17 protein-coding genes are annotated in these 17547 nt (G+C 38.8%); 8 read left to right on the top strand and 9 right to left on the bottom strand.

Features of this window, described 5'->3' with window-relative positions:
* The 3 genes from QCD85_RS12460 to QCD85_RS12450 all read right to left on the bottom strand — a co-directional run bounded on the left by QCD85_RS12460 (position 1) and on the right by QCD85_RS12450 (position 2625).
* Positions 1 to 1314: a hypothetical protein gene (locus QCD85_RS12460; RefSeq protein ID WP_301262804.1), complete on the bottom strand. Its 1314-nt coding sequence runs from the start codon at positions 1312 to 1314 to the stop codon at positions 1 to 3.
* 147 nt (positions 1315 to 1461) lie between these two features.
* Positions 1462 to 1764 (bottom strand): hypothetical protein, encoded by a 303-nt coding sequence (locus QCD85_RS12455; RefSeq protein WP_273613222.1) that lies wholly within the window; start codon positions 1762 to 1764, stop codon positions 1462 to 1464.
* 219 nt (positions 1765 to 1983) lie between these two features.
* Positions 1984 to 2625 (bottom strand): cell wall hydrolase, encoded by a 642-nt coding sequence (locus QCD85_RS12450; RefSeq protein ID WP_274172147.1) that lies wholly within the window; start codon positions 2623 to 2625, stop codon positions 1984 to 1986.
* 330 nt (positions 2626 to 2955) lie between these two features.
* Between QCD85_RS12450 and QCD85_RS12445 the strand changes: the two genes are divergently transcribed.
* The gene (locus tag QCD85_RS12445; RefSeq protein WP_301262803.1) at positions 2956 to 3834 is read left to right on the top strand and encodes a PhzF family phenazine biosynthesis protein; all 879 of its coding nucleotides are present in this window, start codon (positions 2956 to 2958) and stop codon (positions 3832 to 3834) included.
* Here QCD85_RS12445 and QCD85_RS12440 read toward each other — a convergent pair.
* Positions 3815 to 4495, bottom strand: a complete 681-nt coding sequence (locus tag QCD85_RS12440) for an alpha/beta hydrolase (protein WP_301262802.1) — start codon at positions 4493 to 4495, stop codon at positions 3815 to 3817. The genes QCD85_RS12445 and QCD85_RS12440 overlap by 20 nt on opposite strands.
* Before the next feature lie 128 nt (positions 4496 to 4623).
* On the opposite strand from QCD85_RS12440, the gene QCD85_RS12435 reads away from it, so the two are divergent.
* From QCD85_RS12435 to QCD85_RS12425, 3 genes are all read left to right on the top strand, one after another.
* Positions 4624 to 5412, top strand: a complete 789-nt coding sequence (locus QCD85_RS12435; protein WP_301262801.1) for an exodeoxyribonuclease III — start codon at positions 4624 to 4626, stop codon at positions 5410 to 5412.
* A gap of 62 nt (positions 5413 to 5474) precedes the next feature.
* The gene (locus QCD85_RS12430) at positions 5475 to 6677 is read left to right on the top strand and encodes a PstS family phosphate ABC transporter substrate-binding protein (RefSeq protein ID WP_301262800.1); all 1203 of its coding nucleotides are present in this window, start codon (positions 5475 to 5477) and stop codon (positions 6675 to 6677) included.
* Between the two features lie 131 nt (positions 6678 to 6808).
* Entirely contained in the window at positions 6809 to 7789 is a 981-nt protein-coding gene (locus QCD85_RS12425; protein ID WP_301262799.1) for an iron-hydroxamate ABC transporter substrate-binding protein, read from the top strand.
* A gap of 69 nt (positions 7790 to 7858) precedes the next feature.
* Here QCD85_RS12425 and QCD85_RS12420 read toward each other — a convergent pair whose 3' ends face one another.
* Positions 7859 to 9340, bottom strand: coding sequence for a family 43 glycosylhydrolase (locus QCD85_RS12420; RefSeq protein WP_301262798.1), 1482 nt, complete (start codon positions 9338 to 9340; stop codon positions 7859 to 7861).
* Between the two features lie 181 nt (positions 9341 to 9521).
* Here QCD85_RS12420 and QCD85_RS12415 point away from each other — a divergent pair, with 181 nt between their 5' ends.
* The 3 genes from QCD85_RS12415 (at position 9522) to QCD85_RS12405 (ending at position 13020) form a co-directional block, all read left to right on the top strand.
* Positions 9522 to 10868, top strand: a complete 1347-nt coding sequence (locus QCD85_RS12415; protein ID WP_301262797.1) for an amino acid permease — start codon at positions 9522 to 9524, stop codon at positions 10866 to 10868.
* 71 nt (positions 10869 to 10939) lie between these two features.
* Positions 10940 to 12082: a VanZ family protein gene (locus QCD85_RS12410; protein WP_301262796.1), complete on the top strand. Its 1143-nt coding sequence runs from the start codon at positions 10940 to 10942 to the stop codon at positions 12080 to 12082.
* 179 nt (positions 12083 to 12261) lie between these two features.
* On the top strand, positions 12262 to 13020 hold the full coding sequence (locus QCD85_RS12405) for a YdcF family protein (RefSeq protein ID WP_301262795.1): 759 nt from the start codon (positions 12262 to 12264) through the stop codon (positions 13018 to 13020).
* Positions 13021 to 13161: 141 nt separating this feature from the next.
* On the opposite strand, the gene QCD85_RS12400 is transcribed toward QCD85_RS12405, so the two are convergent.
* From QCD85_RS12400 to QCD85_RS12385, 4 genes are all read right to left on the bottom strand, one after another.
* The gene (locus tag QCD85_RS12400) at positions 13162 to 13809 is read right to left on the bottom strand and encodes a nitroreductase family protein (RefSeq protein WP_273613232.1); all 648 of its coding nucleotides are present in this window, start codon (positions 13807 to 13809) and stop codon (positions 13162 to 13164) included.
* A 42-nt stretch (positions 13810 to 13851) separates the two neighbouring features.
* Complete coding sequence (locus QCD85_RS12395; protein WP_273613233.1) at positions 13852 to 14274, bottom strand: MarR family winged helix-turn-helix transcriptional regulator; 423 nt, start codon at positions 14272 to 14274, stop codon at positions 13852 to 13854.
* A gap of 214 nt (positions 14275 to 14488) precedes the next feature.
* Positions 14489 to 15061, bottom strand: a complete 573-nt coding sequence (locus QCD85_RS12390; protein WP_301262794.1) for a DUF4309 domain-containing protein — start codon at positions 15059 to 15061, stop codon at positions 14489 to 14491.
* A gap of 84 nt (positions 15062 to 15145) precedes the next feature.
* Complete coding sequence (locus tag QCD85_RS12385) at positions 15146 to 16447, bottom strand: hypothetical protein (protein WP_301262793.1); 1302 nt, start codon at positions 16445 to 16447, stop codon at positions 15146 to 15148.
* Between the two features lie 150 nt (positions 16448 to 16597).
* Here QCD85_RS12385 and QCD85_RS12380 point away from each other — a divergent pair, with 150 nt between their 5' ends.
* Positions 16598 to 17506 (top strand): FUSC family protein, encoded by a 909-nt coding sequence (locus tag QCD85_RS12380; RefSeq protein WP_301262792.1) that lies wholly within the window; start codon positions 16598 to 16600, stop codon positions 17504 to 17506.
* Positions 17507 to 17547: the final 41 nt, after the last annotated feature.

The raw sequence follows: 17547 nt of genomic DNA, 5'->3' as shown, positions 1-17547 counted from the left end.
TTACCAGCGTAACGGTTGTTGATCTTTCCAGAGAATCCAGCGGCTCTGCTCACGAATCGGTGCTGTCCCAATCGTATACTCATCTTTAGAGCCACTTTGTAAATCAATCCAGTGTGCCATTCCACCATGTGTGCCTACGACCAGCCACTTTTTATCAGGTGATACGACAATACCTACTATCGTACTGCCTACAAAATAACGCCATATTTCTTGTCCATCATGATCGATCAAGCGCAGATATCCATAAGCATCGCCTACAATATTACCTGATTGTAATGAAGCCCCTGCATAGACACGCATTTCTTGATCCATAAGTGGTAATTCATCTTCTTCGTTGAGCACATCTTTTTGAATATCGTTAAGATCTACTTTGATCGTTGCTCCATTATAAAAATGACAGGCATTGTACCATACACTTTGATTATCCTGCGTAAATAGACTGTAATGCGGATAACTGGAAGCTGGCTCAAATTTGTGTATTTTCTGCGTATACGTATCTAACAAGTAATGCTCACTCATCTGGCCACCGTAAGCAATCCAGCGACTGTCTGAAGAGACCGCTCCATGCGCCATATCCACCGATATCGTCGTATAGTCCTCTCCGTACGACTCTACCTCTTCGATTTCAGGATATAACAGATGTACTTGTTCGCCTTCGATCATATAAATACCATATGCACTGATCAACAATACTTTGGTTCCTGATGCAAACGGAATAATATCGATCAGAATATCTACAGGGGATATACAATCAGCTAGCGATTCCCAACGTGCTAATTTCTTTTTAAGTGTCTGCTGAATATGTTCCCAACTAAAATAAGCGGTATGATCTCCATGTAAAGCAAGATCGGGGTTATGTACAACACTAATCCCTGCTGTCGTGACTTTGGCTATATACTGCTGGTCTGGAGACATGCCGATACGCAATACATTTTTAATTTCGATCAGTTGCTCTGTATTGGCTAAATACAATCGGCGATGTTCACGCGTATTGCCTGCTTCGACTACAACATAATCTTGAATATATCCTACCGGGCATACCGGTTGTAAAGATTCTTCAAATTGTGGAGTCAAAGGTGAAGATGCTGGAGGCACCTGTTCATGTAGACGCTCTATATCATCAGCTTGATTCGCTGCTATAATCATTTGCATAATATCTGGTGCTAACATAGGACGCTTGTCTTCCTCCGGTTCTGCTTGGGCTTGTTGCCAATCACTTGCTATACCTATACGTACAAATTCATTAATAGCATGTGCATATGTTTTACCTTCTTGTCGCCACTCTGATGCTACTTCTGGTTGTAACCAATCCATACTACTCATCTCTCTTTCTATTCATAATCTTATTATTATCTCAAAGTTTTTCACAAAATAAAAATAGCCCTAACTATTATTAGGGCTGGACTATCAAAATGCATATCTGAACTGTCTACTATATTCGCCTGGAGACACTTTGCTATATCATTTAAAATACAGTTTGGAAGACGAAGAAGATTCTTTGAATGCTTGAATAAACAAAGAAGGATCATCACGAATCATATATGAAAATACGCCCTTGCGTGTATGCAAATAAAAGAATCCTTCGCCATCGCTAAATGTGCGATACGACATATCAAATACATCCAAAATAGCAAATTCTCTTCGGTGGGTCGTTACTCGATCATGATATAAAATAAGCATCCGTTCATCGATCCAATGCTGTTGTTCTTGTCCATCGATTTTGCGCTCTACTTTGTAATAAGGTTGTACCGCAATTTGATTCATGTCAGCCCTCCTTATCAATATCATAAAGCTTATGGTATCTATTACCCAAAGTGTGCCAAATGATCAGTCAATTGGGTAAGGAAATCATAGATATAGCCAATAAAATAGTATTATCTGTATGGACTTCTTTGGTGTAAACAAAAAGCCGCTTTGCTTTCCTGTACTGACAGAATAAGCAAAACGGCTATATAATCATAGTATTCATGTATATTGATTGGATTAGTTCGTAAATGTATGTTGACCTAAAGAAATCACTTTAGGACGTGCAATACTCCAGCTGGATGTCGCAATCTTAGGATTGTAATAGTACAGTGAACCGTTAGTCGGATCAACCCCATTTAATGCTTGTCTTGCTGCATCATAAGCCATCTGATTCGGCTTCATGCCATACTGTCCATCTTGAACAGCTGTAAATTGCCCTGGTTGTAGAATGACAGCAGAGATCGAATTAGGGAATTGATTGGATTGTACACGATTTAGCACGACTGCGCCTACCGCTACTTGTCCGCGGAATGATTCACCACGAGCTTCAGCATAAATAATTTTAGCTAGCATATTGAGTGAATGATTGCTCACTTTACCGGATGGATTGAGCTTCGCTAATGTAGCAGGGCCAGCGACTCCATCTGCAATTAGACCATGGTCTCTTTGGAAATTTTTAACGGCTTTGCTGGTAATTTGACCGTAATAACCGGTAACGCCAACATGAAAATATCCGCGTGAAGCCAGTTGCTCCTGTACCTGACTTACATGTTCATTTTGCATACCTTGTGTCAGCATTAATGCATGGGCTGGCGTAGCCACCGTAGCTGTACCGAACAAACATGCACAAGATATAAGAAGAGCGGGTAATTTTTTCATCTTTTGAGATAACCTCCACTTTGATTTTCTGACCGGTCCTATATGCCGGGCTGTCCATCCGAGAGACGTTGATCCGCCTGAATCGAATATACACGCTCCAAACGGAGAATGTAACGCACTAAAGGAGTGGGACTAAGCTGTATTAAAGCATCGGTAGGATTCTAGCACATATTTCTGTGAATAGCAATTTAGTTGCTAAAAAGAGGAATGGAAGCAATATAAAATGCGTTATTGTGAACTTCTGCTATTACCTTATTACAGTCAAATTTGCTCCTTGAATCACTTTTTGATCATGATATACTTTCGTATAGTTAAGAAAGGAGATTACAAATGGACATTCAAGTGTATACATTAGATGCTTTTTCGTATCAAAATCAAGGCGGTAACCCGGCAGGTGTGGTGTTAGAAGCAAGTCATTTATCGACTGTACAAATGCAATATATTGCCAAGCAATTAGGATTTTCTGAGACTGCTTTTATTCTACCTTCTACTGTTGCTGATTATCGGATTCGTTATTTTACACCCAATCATGAAGTCGATTTGTGCGGACATGCTACGATTGCTAGCTTTTACTTAATGGTAACGCAAAATCATATCGTTGCAGGTCATTATCGCATAGAAACGTTAGCAGGCATACTGGATGTGCATATTGAAGATGATCATCATGTCTTTTTGACACAGACACCGCCTCAATTTGATATCGAAATCAATCGACAAGAGATAGCAGATTCGTTAGGAATCGCTGTAGACGAATTGCATGCAGAAGCACCTGTACAGATCGTATCGACAGGATTACGTGATATTATTGTCCCTATCCGTTCATTACATACATTACAACGTATAACTCCCAATTTTGACCGTATTAAGCGTATTTCTCAAACGTATAATGTTGTCGGATATCATCTATTTACACTGGATACGCATAGTGATGCTATCGCACAATGTCGTAATTTTGCTCCACTATACGATATTCCCGAAGAGAGTGCTACAGGAACATCGACAGGGGCATTAATGTGTTATTTGCATCAATATAACTTGATTCCGGCCACAAGTACTTCACCCTTTGTATTTGAACAAGGATATACGATGAACGTGCCTTCACAATTGCTTGTTACTATACAACTGCATGATGACGGTGCTATTAAGCAGGTACAAGTAGGAGGTCTTGCCTCCAATATGCAGCAACATATTATGACTGTGGAGACGTAAAATGGTGAGTATCGATCCAGACTTGAACAGCTGCAAAAAAATCACTTTTACGCTCTGCATAACAGACTAAATGTCCACTATTAGGTACAATAATCACTCTGGTATCCGGTGTGCCTACATGTTCTGCTAGATAAGAAGCACTTTTCATTTTAACAAGATGATCTTGATCTCCCTGTACAATAAGTGCAGGGATTTTGATATGAGGATAGATCGTAAATGATTCGTGAACAATCCGGTAAAATTCACGTGTTGCTTTAGAAGGCACAACAAACAAATTACGGATATAAGCTTTCACCATCGGCCATTGATACAGTGTTCGAATAATCTGCTGTGGATTCAATGGAAACACAGGCGTCGATAACATTGTCAACGAGCAAATATGATTCGGATATTTCACCACTAAATGAGCCGCAATTAATGCCCCTGTTGAAAAGCCGATCAGGTGTATTTTAGAATATGTAGTTAACAATTGCTGTAATTCAACTTCAGCACTATCGATCCAATCAAGACGAGTGGCATTTCTAAGATCCGCTTTACTGCCACCATGCCCTTGTAAGGTAAACATTTTGACAGTATATCCTTGCACTTCTAAATACTCAGCTAACGGAGAGACTTCATGTTCTCCTCCTGTGAACCCATGAATAAGCAAACATACTTTCACAATAAGCTCCTTTGGTCTTGATAAATGTAAAATATTGTAGAATGCGCTTATTATCCCAAGCGCTAGATTCTTATCATAACTGGTTATGGTACACTATGAAAAGTCTGACAAAGGAGGATAAGTAACTTATGAAATTAATATCTTGGAATGTAAATGGACTGCGTGCCGCCGTAAAAAAAGGATTTAATGAGTATTTTGATCAGATGGATGCTGATATTTTCTGTATCCAAGAATCCAAGTTGCAAGCCGGTCAGATTGAACTGGATCATGGGGATCGGTATCAACAATACTGGAATTATGCTGTCAAAAAAGGATATTCTGGCACAGCTATTTTTACCAAAATCGCACCTCTTTCTGTTCATTACGGGCTAGAAGAGAATTTTGAAGAAGAAGGTCGGATGATCACGTTAGAATTTCAACATTTCTATCTTGTGAATGTCTATACCCCTAATGCCAAACGTGATCTAACACGCCTTCCGTATCGTTTAGAATGGGAAGATCGCTTTCGCCAATATGTTCAGCAATTGGATCGGGTCAAGCCGGTTATTATTTGTGGCGATCTCAATGTGGCTCATCTTGATATCGATGTCAAAAATGCCAAGTCTAATCACGGCAATTCAGGCTTTACGACTGAAGAACGCAGTAAAATGACTGAATTGTTGAACACTGGCTTTATCGATACATTCCGTTATTTCTACCCAGATACTACTGATGTATATAGCTGGTGGTCGTATATGTCCAAAGTACGTGAGCGTAATATCGGATGGCGGATTGATTATTTTCTAGCTTCTGCACGTCTAGCTCCTTATCTTGCTGATGCTTCAATAGATCATCAGATTATGGGTAGCGATCATTGCCCGATTATTTTGCAGATAAATGATTTTACAGATGTGCTTGCAAACTCTTCAGTACAATAACTGCCAAGCTGACAATAGGATGCACACAGAGTGGTGAATAGGATTGTAAAGGAGGATTTGGATTGAAAAGAGACAGAGTTGATCATTTTTTTGCAAGCTTTGGAGCTATTTTAGCTATACTATTTCTAGCTGTTGTAGGATTGGTGGGAGTTGCACTATTTAGCAATATGCAAAAGTTTTATATCCCTTTTATTATAGTGATCGCAGGTCTTATGATTATCGCAGTCATTCTTAGCAATATTCAGCCGATTGCTCGCCATAGATTTTTTCCAATAGGGGTCAAGCTTTGTCTGGGACTATTTGTTGTGATTGCTATTGGATATCATGTGGATCGTGCTTATGATCAACATCTGATTGTGAGTGAACAAGATGTGAATGTAGATGATTATCGTCCGTTTGCAGATCATAGCAAAGTATCAACACTGGACAACCCTTCTACCTATACATTGTCTGCTCAGGATCAATTACCGGTGCTTGATGGTGCAACTGCTCTATATCCACTCTACTCTGCATTTGTCAAAGCTGTGTATCCTGCTCAAGATTATGAGCCTGATGATGCCAAAAGTATTGTTCGGATTACAGGGACAGGCAAAGCATACCAACGCTTAATCAATCAAAATGTAGATATGATCTTCGCTGCTGCTCCATCCAAAGAACAGCAGAAATCAACTCAAGCTAAAGGATTACAATTGAATATGCAACCGATTGGGCGAGAAGCTTTTGTATTTTTTGTACATAAAAATAATCCTGTACATAGTCTGACTTCTACACAGATCAAGCAGATTTATACCGGTGAAATTACCAACTGGAAGCAAGTAGGTGGCAATGACGATCCCATCCGAGCATTTCAACGTCCTGAAGATAGCGGAAGTCAAGCAATGTTACGACGCTGGATGGGTGATCAGCAACCGATGACTCCGATTGTCGATGATGTGGCTTCAGGAATGGGCGGTATTATCGAACAGACCGCAGATTATCATAATTACAAAAATGCAATTGGTTATTCATTTCACTATTTTGCAACACAAATGAATGCTAATGATGATATCCGTCTACTCGCTATAGATGATGTGTATCCAGATGTAGCATCAATTCGGGATGAGAAGTATCCGATTATTACTCCTTTTTATGCGATTACTGCTTCGTCTCGTAAAAAAGATACACCATCTTCGGTTAATCCCAATATTCAACCTTTTATAAATTGGATTTTATCCGAGCAAGGTCAGCAATTGGTGAAAAAAACAGGCTATTTTCCGATTCGATAAAGGTGCTCTCCCTCTATTTTAAGAAAATATACAAGTTCTCTCTACTTTTCATTGTGATGATGTGCTTTTAAAGATATACTATCGATGAGGATGATAATCATTGTCAACAACTTGGTGGAGGGAACACACAAATGAATCGAAAGACTGCTTACTCTGCAACAGCTATTTTATTAAGTCTGGTGTTACTATTAAGTGCTTGTTCTTCAAGTACATCTACAACAGCACCAGCAACAAGTACTGAAAACACAGCCACTACAGAATCAACTGCTACAGAACGGACATTAACAGATGCGATCGGTAACAAAGTCACTATACCTACTAATCCGCAACGTATACTGGCTTCTTACCTTGAAGATCCTCTTGTAGCTCTAGGCGTTACACCTGTTGCTCAATGGGCGATTGGCGAAGGCAATACACAAGGTTATTTGCAAAAGCAGTTAGCTAACGTTCCACCGATTGATTCTACACTTCCTTATGAAGCTGTACTGAATACCAATCCTGATCTGATCTTGATGGATAGCGCAGAAATGGTAGCTGGCGATAAATATGCGCAATACAATCAGATTGCTCCTACGTATGTAGTCGGCAAAGCGCAAAACAACGATTGGCGTCAAGAGTTACTAACGATTGGCGATGTACTTGGCAAAAGCGATCAAGCTAAAAAAGTATTAGCTGATTATGAGACCAAAGCCAAATCTGCCAAAGAACAATTGCAACAGCAAATCGGTAGCGAGTCTGCTGCGGCTCTATGGGTAACTGGCAAAAGTATCTATGTAGTCAGTCGTAATTTATCCAGTGGAGATGTACTTTATAACGATCTAGGCTTAACCGCTCCTGCGGTGGTAGAGGAAATTTCCAAATCAGGAGAAGCGAACTGGCAAGCGATTTCGTTAGAAAAGTTAACAGATTTGGATGCTGATTATTTATTTTTGATTAATAGTACTGAAAAGTCTAAAGAAGAAATCACTAGCCCTGCAGTATGGCAAAACATCCCTGCTGTTAAAAAAGGGCATGTGTACGATTTTAGCGCTGATTCTAGCTGGTTATATACAGGTGCTATTGCGAACGGTCAAATGATCGATGACGTGCTTGCAAGTGTACTGAAAAAGTAAAAAAAGAAGAAGCAGATTTGTTCTGCTTCTTCTTTTTTTATAGTTTGTCGTGTTTATATGATCCAATGTTTAATTCACTCGTTCAAAAATCCACTGTTGTATCGTATTATTCAGATCGCTCCATTGTTTGACATCGCCACCATCATCCAGACTTCCATTGGTCACATCTAGTAATTTGCCACTATTACGATTTTTAATTTCAAAATATTGATTCTGTGTCGGGGTAAAGCTCCATTGTTGACTGGTCGCGCCTGTTGAAGCAAATTGTGCAACATCTGCTCCGTCTGCTGTGCTTGCTCCGCTTACTCCAGCTAACCGCCCACTATGACTGGCTCGCAAGTTAAAAAATCCACCAGATACAGGATCAAGCGCCCATCGTTGATCTCCTGTACCATTGTATGTCCATTGCAGAATATTAGCGCCTTCTGCGGTAGAAGCATTGAATACAGCCAATACTTTACTGCTGTTTTTATTTTTAATACGGTACAAAATATCGCCTGTACCTTCACCAGAAGGACGAGTAACTGCTATAGCAGAACTTACCGGTGATCCCAACACAGGAGTATCTCCATTCCAACTTATTTTCTGAATACGAGTCGTTCGTTGTTCTGCACATCCTTGACCTGAACCATCATTGGCATGGTAGACGATCCAATCTTCTTTGCCGTCTGGGGATTTGACAAAGCTATTATGACCGGGTCCAAAAACAGTATTTGTTTTCTGAAAAACAGGATTAGCACTTTTCGTCCAGTTGCTAGCGACGGTTAGATCAGCAGTAAGATTAGCACTGAGTAGACCTAACTTGTAATCATCTGTCCAACATCCACTGGCTGAAAAGGTTAGATTGACTTTGGAGCCATGCGTAATAAAAGCAGGAGCTTCATTCACTGTTCCACCGGAAGTCTCCCATGCATACGTAGGACTAGAAATAATAGTCGCTTTGCCTTGAATCGCTGTAGGGCTACTCATTTTGGCAATAGCGATCTGTTGCGGTTGATTCGGAGCGATCTGTGACCATGCGATATATAATTGTCCATTGATGTTAGCCACCGTATGGTCGATCGACCACCAATCATTGCTATCTTTCAATTTAATCGGTGCCGACCATGTGCCTTGTAACGGATTCGCACTGGTATTTTTAATCACCCACATCCGTTGATTCGGTGTACCTGTTTCACTACTTCCTGCTGAAAAATATAGATACCATGCGCCATCAATATAATTTAATTCCGGTGCCCAAATATTGCTAGAATAGCAATTAGCGCCTGTACAGTTCGCTGTTGATCTGGTAAATACTGTTTTGCGCTCTCCATTGCCGATTCCGCTTAATGAAGAAGAACGAGTAATATCTATTTTGTCCCAATTCTGCGACGTATGCACAAAATAATAATAACCATCGGTATGCTTCATAACAAAAGGATCAGCCGATGAGTAAGGTGCTACTGGATTAATAAATGTGGTCGATGCAGCTTGCGCTTGAACAGGTAAAACCGTTAATAGAAGCAAAACAAACACTAATACAGATACTATATAAACATTCTTATTTAACATTAATATTCCCCCTTATTATTTAATCTTTTATATTGTAAGCGCTATCATCAATTCATACAATATAAGGATATGGCACTACATATTTAAATTCATTTCTCATGCTCACATTCTGGTGTAATATAGATAGTCTGAACGAACGATATATATAGAGTGTGTGTATTTATGAAGGAGGATTGGAACGTTGAACGTCAAAGAAGAAGCTTCATTGCAAAAAAAATTACGTCCACGTCATATTACATTTATGGCTATGGGTGGCGTGATCGGAACAGGGATTTTTAAAGGAAGTAGCGAAACGATAGGATTAGCAGGACCTGGGGTTATTTTCACCTACATTTTCGCAGGTATATTGCTATTAGTAGTAATGGGTGCTATTGCTGAAATGGCTACCGTTTATCCTAATATGAATATGAAAGACTTTATCCGCCAAGCGTTTGGCGAACGATTATCTTTTATTGTGGGCTGGTTGTACTGCTTTATGTGGTTATCGGTCTGTGTGATAGAAGTTATTGCTGCGGGTAGCTTTCTTCAGTACTGGATGCCTGATGTACCACTCTGGATACTCAGTCTAGCAAGTGCTGTTTTTATTTTGTTAATTAATACGATGAGTGTTGGTAATCTAGGCGAAGTTGAATTCTGGCTTGCAGGGATCAAAATAGGAATGATTATTATTTTTATCGTACTAGGTGGTTTGTTGTTATTTGGTATTATTCCTAGTGATCCTACACCTTACTTGAGCAATTTTACAGCTCATGGTGGATTTTTCCCTAACGGGTGGACAGCTATTATATCTGCTTTGCTCGTCGTCATGTTCTCTTACGGTGGCTCTGAACTGATCGGACTGACATTAACCGAAACAGAAAATGCAGATAAAATTTTACCTAAAGTAGTAAAAAGTTTTATTTTGCGTGTTGTTTTATTTTATACTTTACCGATTCTTGTTATCTGCGGATTGATTCCGTGGAACCAGCTTAGTGACCAGACCAGTCCATTTGTACAAGTATTATCTTCTACAGGGCTACAAGGTGCAGCTCATATTATGAACTTTATTCTGATTACAGCTGTATTGTCTGCTGCTAACTCTGGAATCTATGGAGCAACGCGGATGTTACATTCACTGGCTACGAATAATGAAGCACCCAAAGCACTTGCCAAAACATCTGCAAAAGGAGTCCCTATCAACAGTCTGATTTTGTGTGCTGTTGTGCTTTTAGGTGGATCTATGCTTGCTTATGTAGCACAGGATCAAGTATTCGGCATTTTGCTTGCAGTACCCGGCTTTGTCGTATTATTAGTATGGATTAGTATCTGTCTATCTCAATTAAAATTAAGACGTTCTTATCCGACTCAACCTACATTCCGTATCTGGGGTTATCCTTATATTACAGGGATTACTACGCTGTGCCTGATGATTATTGCAGTGTTGTTTATATTTGATGCTAATAATCGAATCAGTATTGGAGCTTGCTTGATCTTCCTGGCTTTCCTGATTGTATGGTCTATCTTTAAGTTCCGCAAATCTGCTCATTAAGTAGAATTGAACACGATGTAAAGATACATTAGACTAAAAATACAATATTTTGGCTGGCAGGTGTCATACCAATGTATCAATCTTATCTGTTTCCGATTGTCTATGCTTTTATCGCGTTTCCGTTTGTAGCTGCTTTATTTACATTGCCATTTCTGATTGTACAGTATCGCAAATATGGTTATATTCACAAAGTACGTGCGATTACGCTTTATTTGCTGTTACTGTATCTGATGAATGCTTTTTTTCTGGTGATTTTGCCTTTACCTTCTTCACGTCATAATCCGGCATTGGCTAATGGTGATCTACAATTGTTGCCATTGCAATTTGTATATGACTTTTTGAAAGAAACATCAGTTTCGTTTGCGCATCCTTCTACTTACTGGCATATGTTTGTCGAGCGAGCTTTTTTACAAGTGATCTTTAATATTTTGCTGACTATACCGTTTGGAATGTTTTTGCGTTATTACTTTAGAGTGCGCTGGGTTAATGGATTGATCTTATCGTTTTTATTATCGCTTTTTTTCGAGACGACTCAATTGACCGGAATCTATGGTATTTACGATCATGCTTATCGGATATTCGATGTGGATGATTTACTATGTAATACGCTAGGCGGTATGCTTGGATTTATGATTGCGGAATGGATTGCGAAGCGTCTACCCCGTATTGAACATCTAGATCTGCATATTGATCGCTCCAGTAAGCGTGTATCGTATACTCGCCGTGCTGTTGCTTTTATGATTGATCTATTCATCTGGTATACATTGATGATCTTGCTGACACTTAATGATGTTCCTGTACCTTTTTGGATATCTAGTGGTATCTACTATATTCTTATTCCTTATTGGACACATGGAATTACGGTAGGAAAATGGATCGTCCGTATCTATGTAAGTAGCACCCATCCTGATCATTCGAGAGTGTCTTTGTTAGCTTTGACGATTCGATATGGTCTGCTGTACTGGGTATTTCTTGGACTCAATAATATTCTTAGTGATACGATTGTGTTGCCAGATATTCATACTTTTTGGCGTGCGCTATGTAGTCTACTTTTATTTGTAATCGATATTAGTTTTTTGATGCATCTAATGTCTTGTTTTTTCCGCAAAGGATCATTGTTATTTTATGAAAAGCTCAGTCATACCAAGCAACATATTCAGTGGCCAGAGTTAGAGCAACCTTCTGCTGATATCCAAAACAAACCAAATAGTTAACTGCACTATAAAGACAGCTTGATATCATCGATCATTGGGATCTGTGTATATCTGAGCTGTCTTTATTTGGGTGGTTGGTTTTATGATCGATACAACCATGTTACAATACATTTAATTATCTAAGTAGATTCTAATGGATTGTGTCTCTGGTGCGCAATAAAGAAGGCGGTTGATCATTTTTGATTTATATTATTAAGTTTCTGTATAGTTTTGTGCTTCCTCCCGGACTTTTTCTAGTCTTGTTGTTCGGTATTGTAGTCTGGTTATGGAGAAGCCAGTTTAATGTAGCGATGGTGTTACTCGCTATTACTGTATTGTTATACATATCTTCGATTAGTATTGTTAGTAATTTGCTCATTGGCAGTCTAGAACGTCAATATCCACAACCTACTATTGCTGAACTTCAAGGAGATGTGATCGTTGTACTGGGTGCTGGAGCTTCCAAAGGTACACCTGATATCGATGGTACAGGTAATATGTATGGATCAGCAGGCAACCGTCTGATTACAGCTGCACGTCTACACCGGATTACAGGGTTACCGATTTTATTTTCAGGTGGTCAGGTGTTCTCAGATAGCGGTAATGAAGCTGATATTGCGAAGCGCCAGCTTTTGGGAATGGGTGTAGAAGAAAGTAAACTTATGGTCGAAAATCGTTCACTTAATACCGCTCAGAATGCTAACAATACGGCTGTTATATTAAAAGAAAAAAGATTGTCGCATCCGATATTGGTCACCTCTGGATTCCATCTGCCACGCTCTGTGATGCAGTTCAAGCGTGTAGGATTAACGGTGCAACCTTTTCCAACCGATTATTGGGTAAGTCAGCCTTCGTCAATGTATTTCAGCAAATTTTACCCGTCAGCAAGCGCAATGTCTTCTACAGCTACAGCGATCAAAGAATATCTAGGTATGCTAGCTGTAAAAATAAAAAACTAACATTATCTTATATCAAGCTAGTTTATTCTAATCAAGCTACTTTGGATTCAAACCACAGCAAAAAACCTCCTTGCACTGTATACGTGCTGAGGAGGTTTTTTCGTTTAGCTTATTTAGTATTCACATCTACGTGGTAGACGATTATTTCCACTCTGCTACTTTTTCTACAGGAAGACGACCTGAACCGTGACCTTCGCTGTCTGCTTTACCCATAGACAACAACATCACCGGTACATAACGATCTTTTTCCATACCAAATGCTTCAGCAATTTTGGTTTTGTCATATCCACCGATAGCATTTGTATCATAACCATGAGCACGAGCAACCAACATCAATTGCATCGCTACAAGACCGCTATCGATCAATGCGATATCTTTACGTGCAGCATCTGAAATATTTTCATAATATGCTTTAGCAAACGGAAGTTGTTGATCTCTTACGTCAGCAGGCATATGACCCGCTTCTACAGCAGCATTGAAGATTTCATCTGCATTTTCTTCATGACGAAGATCACCGAAAATAGCAATAACCGCAGAAGCTGTTTCTACTTGACGTTGATTAAACATCGCAAGTGGCAACAATGTAGCTTTAGCTTCATCACTTTCGATCACTAGAAAACGCCAAGGTTGCAAGTTGATCGAAGATGGTGCACGTGTAGCTTCTGCCAAAATTTCAGTCATTTCTTCGCGGCTAATTTTTACAGTTGGATCGTATTTTTTAATCGAACGACGCTCTAAAGCAATTTTGTTAAAATCATTTGTTTTTGTAATTTGGTTTACAGTATTCATGGGAAAACTCCTTTAAATGTAAGTTATAATTATATTTTTTATTTACATCTCGCTCATATTTTGATTGAGACGACGCAACATATTCAATAATTGCTCTTGTTCTTGCTCTTCAAAATTCTGAAGCATCTCTTTAAGAAATTGTTCTTTTTCTTTGGTGTATGCTAGAATTTTTTGCCGACCTTCTGCGGTTAGCTGTACCAGTGTAAAACGATTGTCTTCAGGACTCATGCGACGTGTCACCATTCCCGATATTTCCAATTGCTTCAAATGTCGAGTGACAGCTGCACTATCGATACCAAGTGTTTTTTGCAAAGAAGTCTGACTGATCTCTTCCACTTGATAAAGCTGATGTAACAATTGTAGGCGTGACGCACTTATGCCAGCACATCGTTCAAAAACACAACTGATCTGACGATGTAGCCCTTGCAACTGGTTAAAAATATCTTCAGACGATGAATGAAGCACAGCGTCCCTCCTTGTCCAAGACCAACCATTTATATAGAAATGCTATCAGATAGCATGTTCTCAATTGAATTACTTCTTATTAATTGACCCATCAACTATTGAGCACTCAACTAATATAACACATTATACATATGCTTGCAAATACTATTCTAAAAATTAAATAGTGCGAAATGATAAGCATGTAAAACATAGATTTATTATTACTTTTTATATTTTACTTATCCGCCATATATAATTCTAAAGAAGTAATTTGATTTTGTTCATCTAAATTTGCAATTAAATCATATTTCCCAATAGAATACATACTATATTTTTCATCATCTACTTCACTAATATCTGTTTCTTTTGGTTGACCGAAACGTTGATTTAGTAATGATATAGTTATTTTCATACCGTCTGTATCTAACATCAATTTGGCTATCGGATCACTATCTTTAATATCTTCCGGTAATCCTTGAGGAAAAAAGAAGATCATTTTATGATTGTATTTATAATAAGCTCCTTCATAATTTCCAGTAAGATCAGGTTTACCTAATTGATCAACAACTTCTTTTTTTGTATTACCGAGTCCCAATGAATCATCATTTAAATGACCAGTCATCAGATTTTCTTTGGTTAGCCATGGTAAAACAATATCTTTATTTGTGTTATTTTGAGAAGACTTTTTTTGCTGAGCTTCTTTAGAGATTGTAGGTACGATTTGGTTTGCTGTTTTATTTTTCATTAGATACGTAATACCACCTATAACTACAATCACTGCAATCATAAATATAATGACTTTTTTCACTTCAAATTCATTCCTTTGAAATATGTATTAAAAACCGATGTAAGTTTAACACTCACATCGGTTGCTTTCAATCTTTTTATTGTATTAGGATGATGCTTTCAGATCAGAAGCTTTTACTTTCAAAATCTTGCCTGCTGATTCAGAGACAGGCTTGGTATCTGTGCCAAGACCGAAGTAGAAATCACCATTCAATTCTTCAAATGATTTGGCGTACGTATCTTGTTTGAATTGTAAGATTTGAGTCCATTTCTTGAGGTTCTTGGTCATATAGACACGATTGATATAAGAACCGTCAGCTTGCTTGGTGTAGGTCAATACATATGTTTTGTTAGGACGTGTAATAATATCTGTAGGCAATGCTCCTGCATCTGCGAAAGTCACTGTACGTGCAGGATCAGTTATATTTTTGGTGACGATTAGCGCTTTGGGAGCTAATTGAGCATCGTTATATACATCCCCTACAATATAAGCCAGTTGCTTTTTAAAGACCACCGTTTTGCCCATTTTCATATACGGCGTTTTGCCTGCTGTCTGTACATATGTCATACCAGGTAACAAATTAGCACCGGATACTTGTTGTTGGGTCACGTTAAAGTTTTTATCAATAGCCAGCAGATGAGTCTGATCTTTCCAAATATTATTATTTGGCATCAGGATAGCGGCTGTATACAATGTTCCTTTAAATTCAAAAAATTTGTAGGCTCTTGTACCAATACCTTTGATCTGGGCTAACTCTTTCCAGTTGGCTCCATTATCTTCTGAAATCAATACTTTTGGTGCACTATCTGTACCAATCGCTGCAAGTAATTTGCCATGATAATAAGCCATATCATACACATGGATACCATCCGGTAAATTGCGATACTTGGTCCATTGATCTCCATCTAAAGTGTAAAAGTTACCAAAGTTCCATTCTTCACTTTTGGAATCGTTACCTGGGATATACAGTTTGCCTTTCAGAATTTTGAACGTATCGATCTGCTCTTCATTTGTTGCATCTTCTGTACTTTTTTTGCCTGTTTTGGGATCGGTATATGTGACTTTTTGCGTTACAAATTGACTGGTCTGGGGGTTATAATAGACAATAGGAATCGGCCCTGCATTAGGTGAAGGCTGTGCATTACTACTGTTGCCATGACCTAGATAAATTTTGCCATCAAAGACTTGCATATCCCACACATTGCGCGCGTAAGCAGGTGTCGAGAAAGGTTGTCCTAGCAATTGTAATTTGGATGTAACATCGGTGCTCTGGTCTGCTTTGCTACTTGCGGCGCTTACGACCTGTGTCGTAGCTGCTGGTAACGATAATGAACTTCCACTCACCAGTAGTCCTGCACATGCTGTACAGATTAAAGAGAACTGTACTATTTTCTTTTTGGTAATCATTATATTCCTCCACTCAGTTAGTGAACTATAGATTTTTAATAATCCCGATTTACGGGTATTAAAGCATATCAGCGTATACGGTTATCTAACCTCCTTATGAATGTACGATAGAAAACGTTTGACGATGTAGAAAGGAATCACAGAAATCTTATGAAATTTTTAGTAGGTATGCGTAACCTCAAAACAGCACTAGCTGTTTTTATTTGCATTATTATCTCACAACTTCTGCAATTAGAGTATCCTTTCTATGCTGTGATTGCAACTATCATTGCGATGGAAAACTCGGTCACCAATTCGTATACTGTCGGCAAAAACCGAATGATGGGTACATTGGTAGGTGCAGCTATTGGTTTTATTTTCGCTTGGATTGATCCGCATAGCGCCCTCTTTTCAGCGATAGGAATTGTGATTGTAATTTATATTTGTAACTTGCTTCACTGGAACAAATCGATATCGATTGCAAGTATTGTCTTTCTGGCGATTATGTTGAATTTACGTCCCGGAGAGAGCCCTTTTTTGTACGGTATGCACCGGGTAGCAGATACATTGATCGGTATTGGCGTAGCTGTAATCGTCAATTATCTTGTTTTCCCACCGGATCATGAACGATTGATGGAGCAAATGCGCAGTGTATTACGCAAACATTTAACCAAGCTTGCTCATGAATTACTGCGTGAAGGTGGAATTATTCATATTAGTCCGCTAAAAAAAGATATGGCTAATCTGGAAAAAGCGTATGAGACATATGCTTCTGAATTCCATCTCAAAAAGAACAAACAAAAAATGCTAGCACATCTAGAACAAGAAATTGATGTGTATCATAATACGTATTCTCATATGCGGATGATTCGTCTATTGACTGATGAATTGCCTACACATCATCACTGGGATCTGCCAGAGCAACACCATAGTCATCTGATGGCTCAATTGCCACTGGATCTATCTTCTCAGCAGATTATTTATAATTATCATGTAAGTTGTATTTTGCAAGAAATGAGTACGCTTGGCTTGCTGATTCCTGCTCATATTGCGCAACCATTTACAAAGTCATCCACATAAAATAAGCGATGCTATCCTTCTATTGATAAGGAAAAAGCATC

This window comes from Paenibacillus sp. PsM32 (assembly GCF_030433815.1).
Taxonomy (GTDB): domain Bacteria; phylum Bacillota; class Bacilli; order Paenibacillales; family Paenibacillaceae; genus Saccharibacillus; species Saccharibacillus kyungheensis.
Note: the sequence above shows the minus strand (reverse complement) of the source record. Positions and strands in the feature narration are given on the sequence as shown.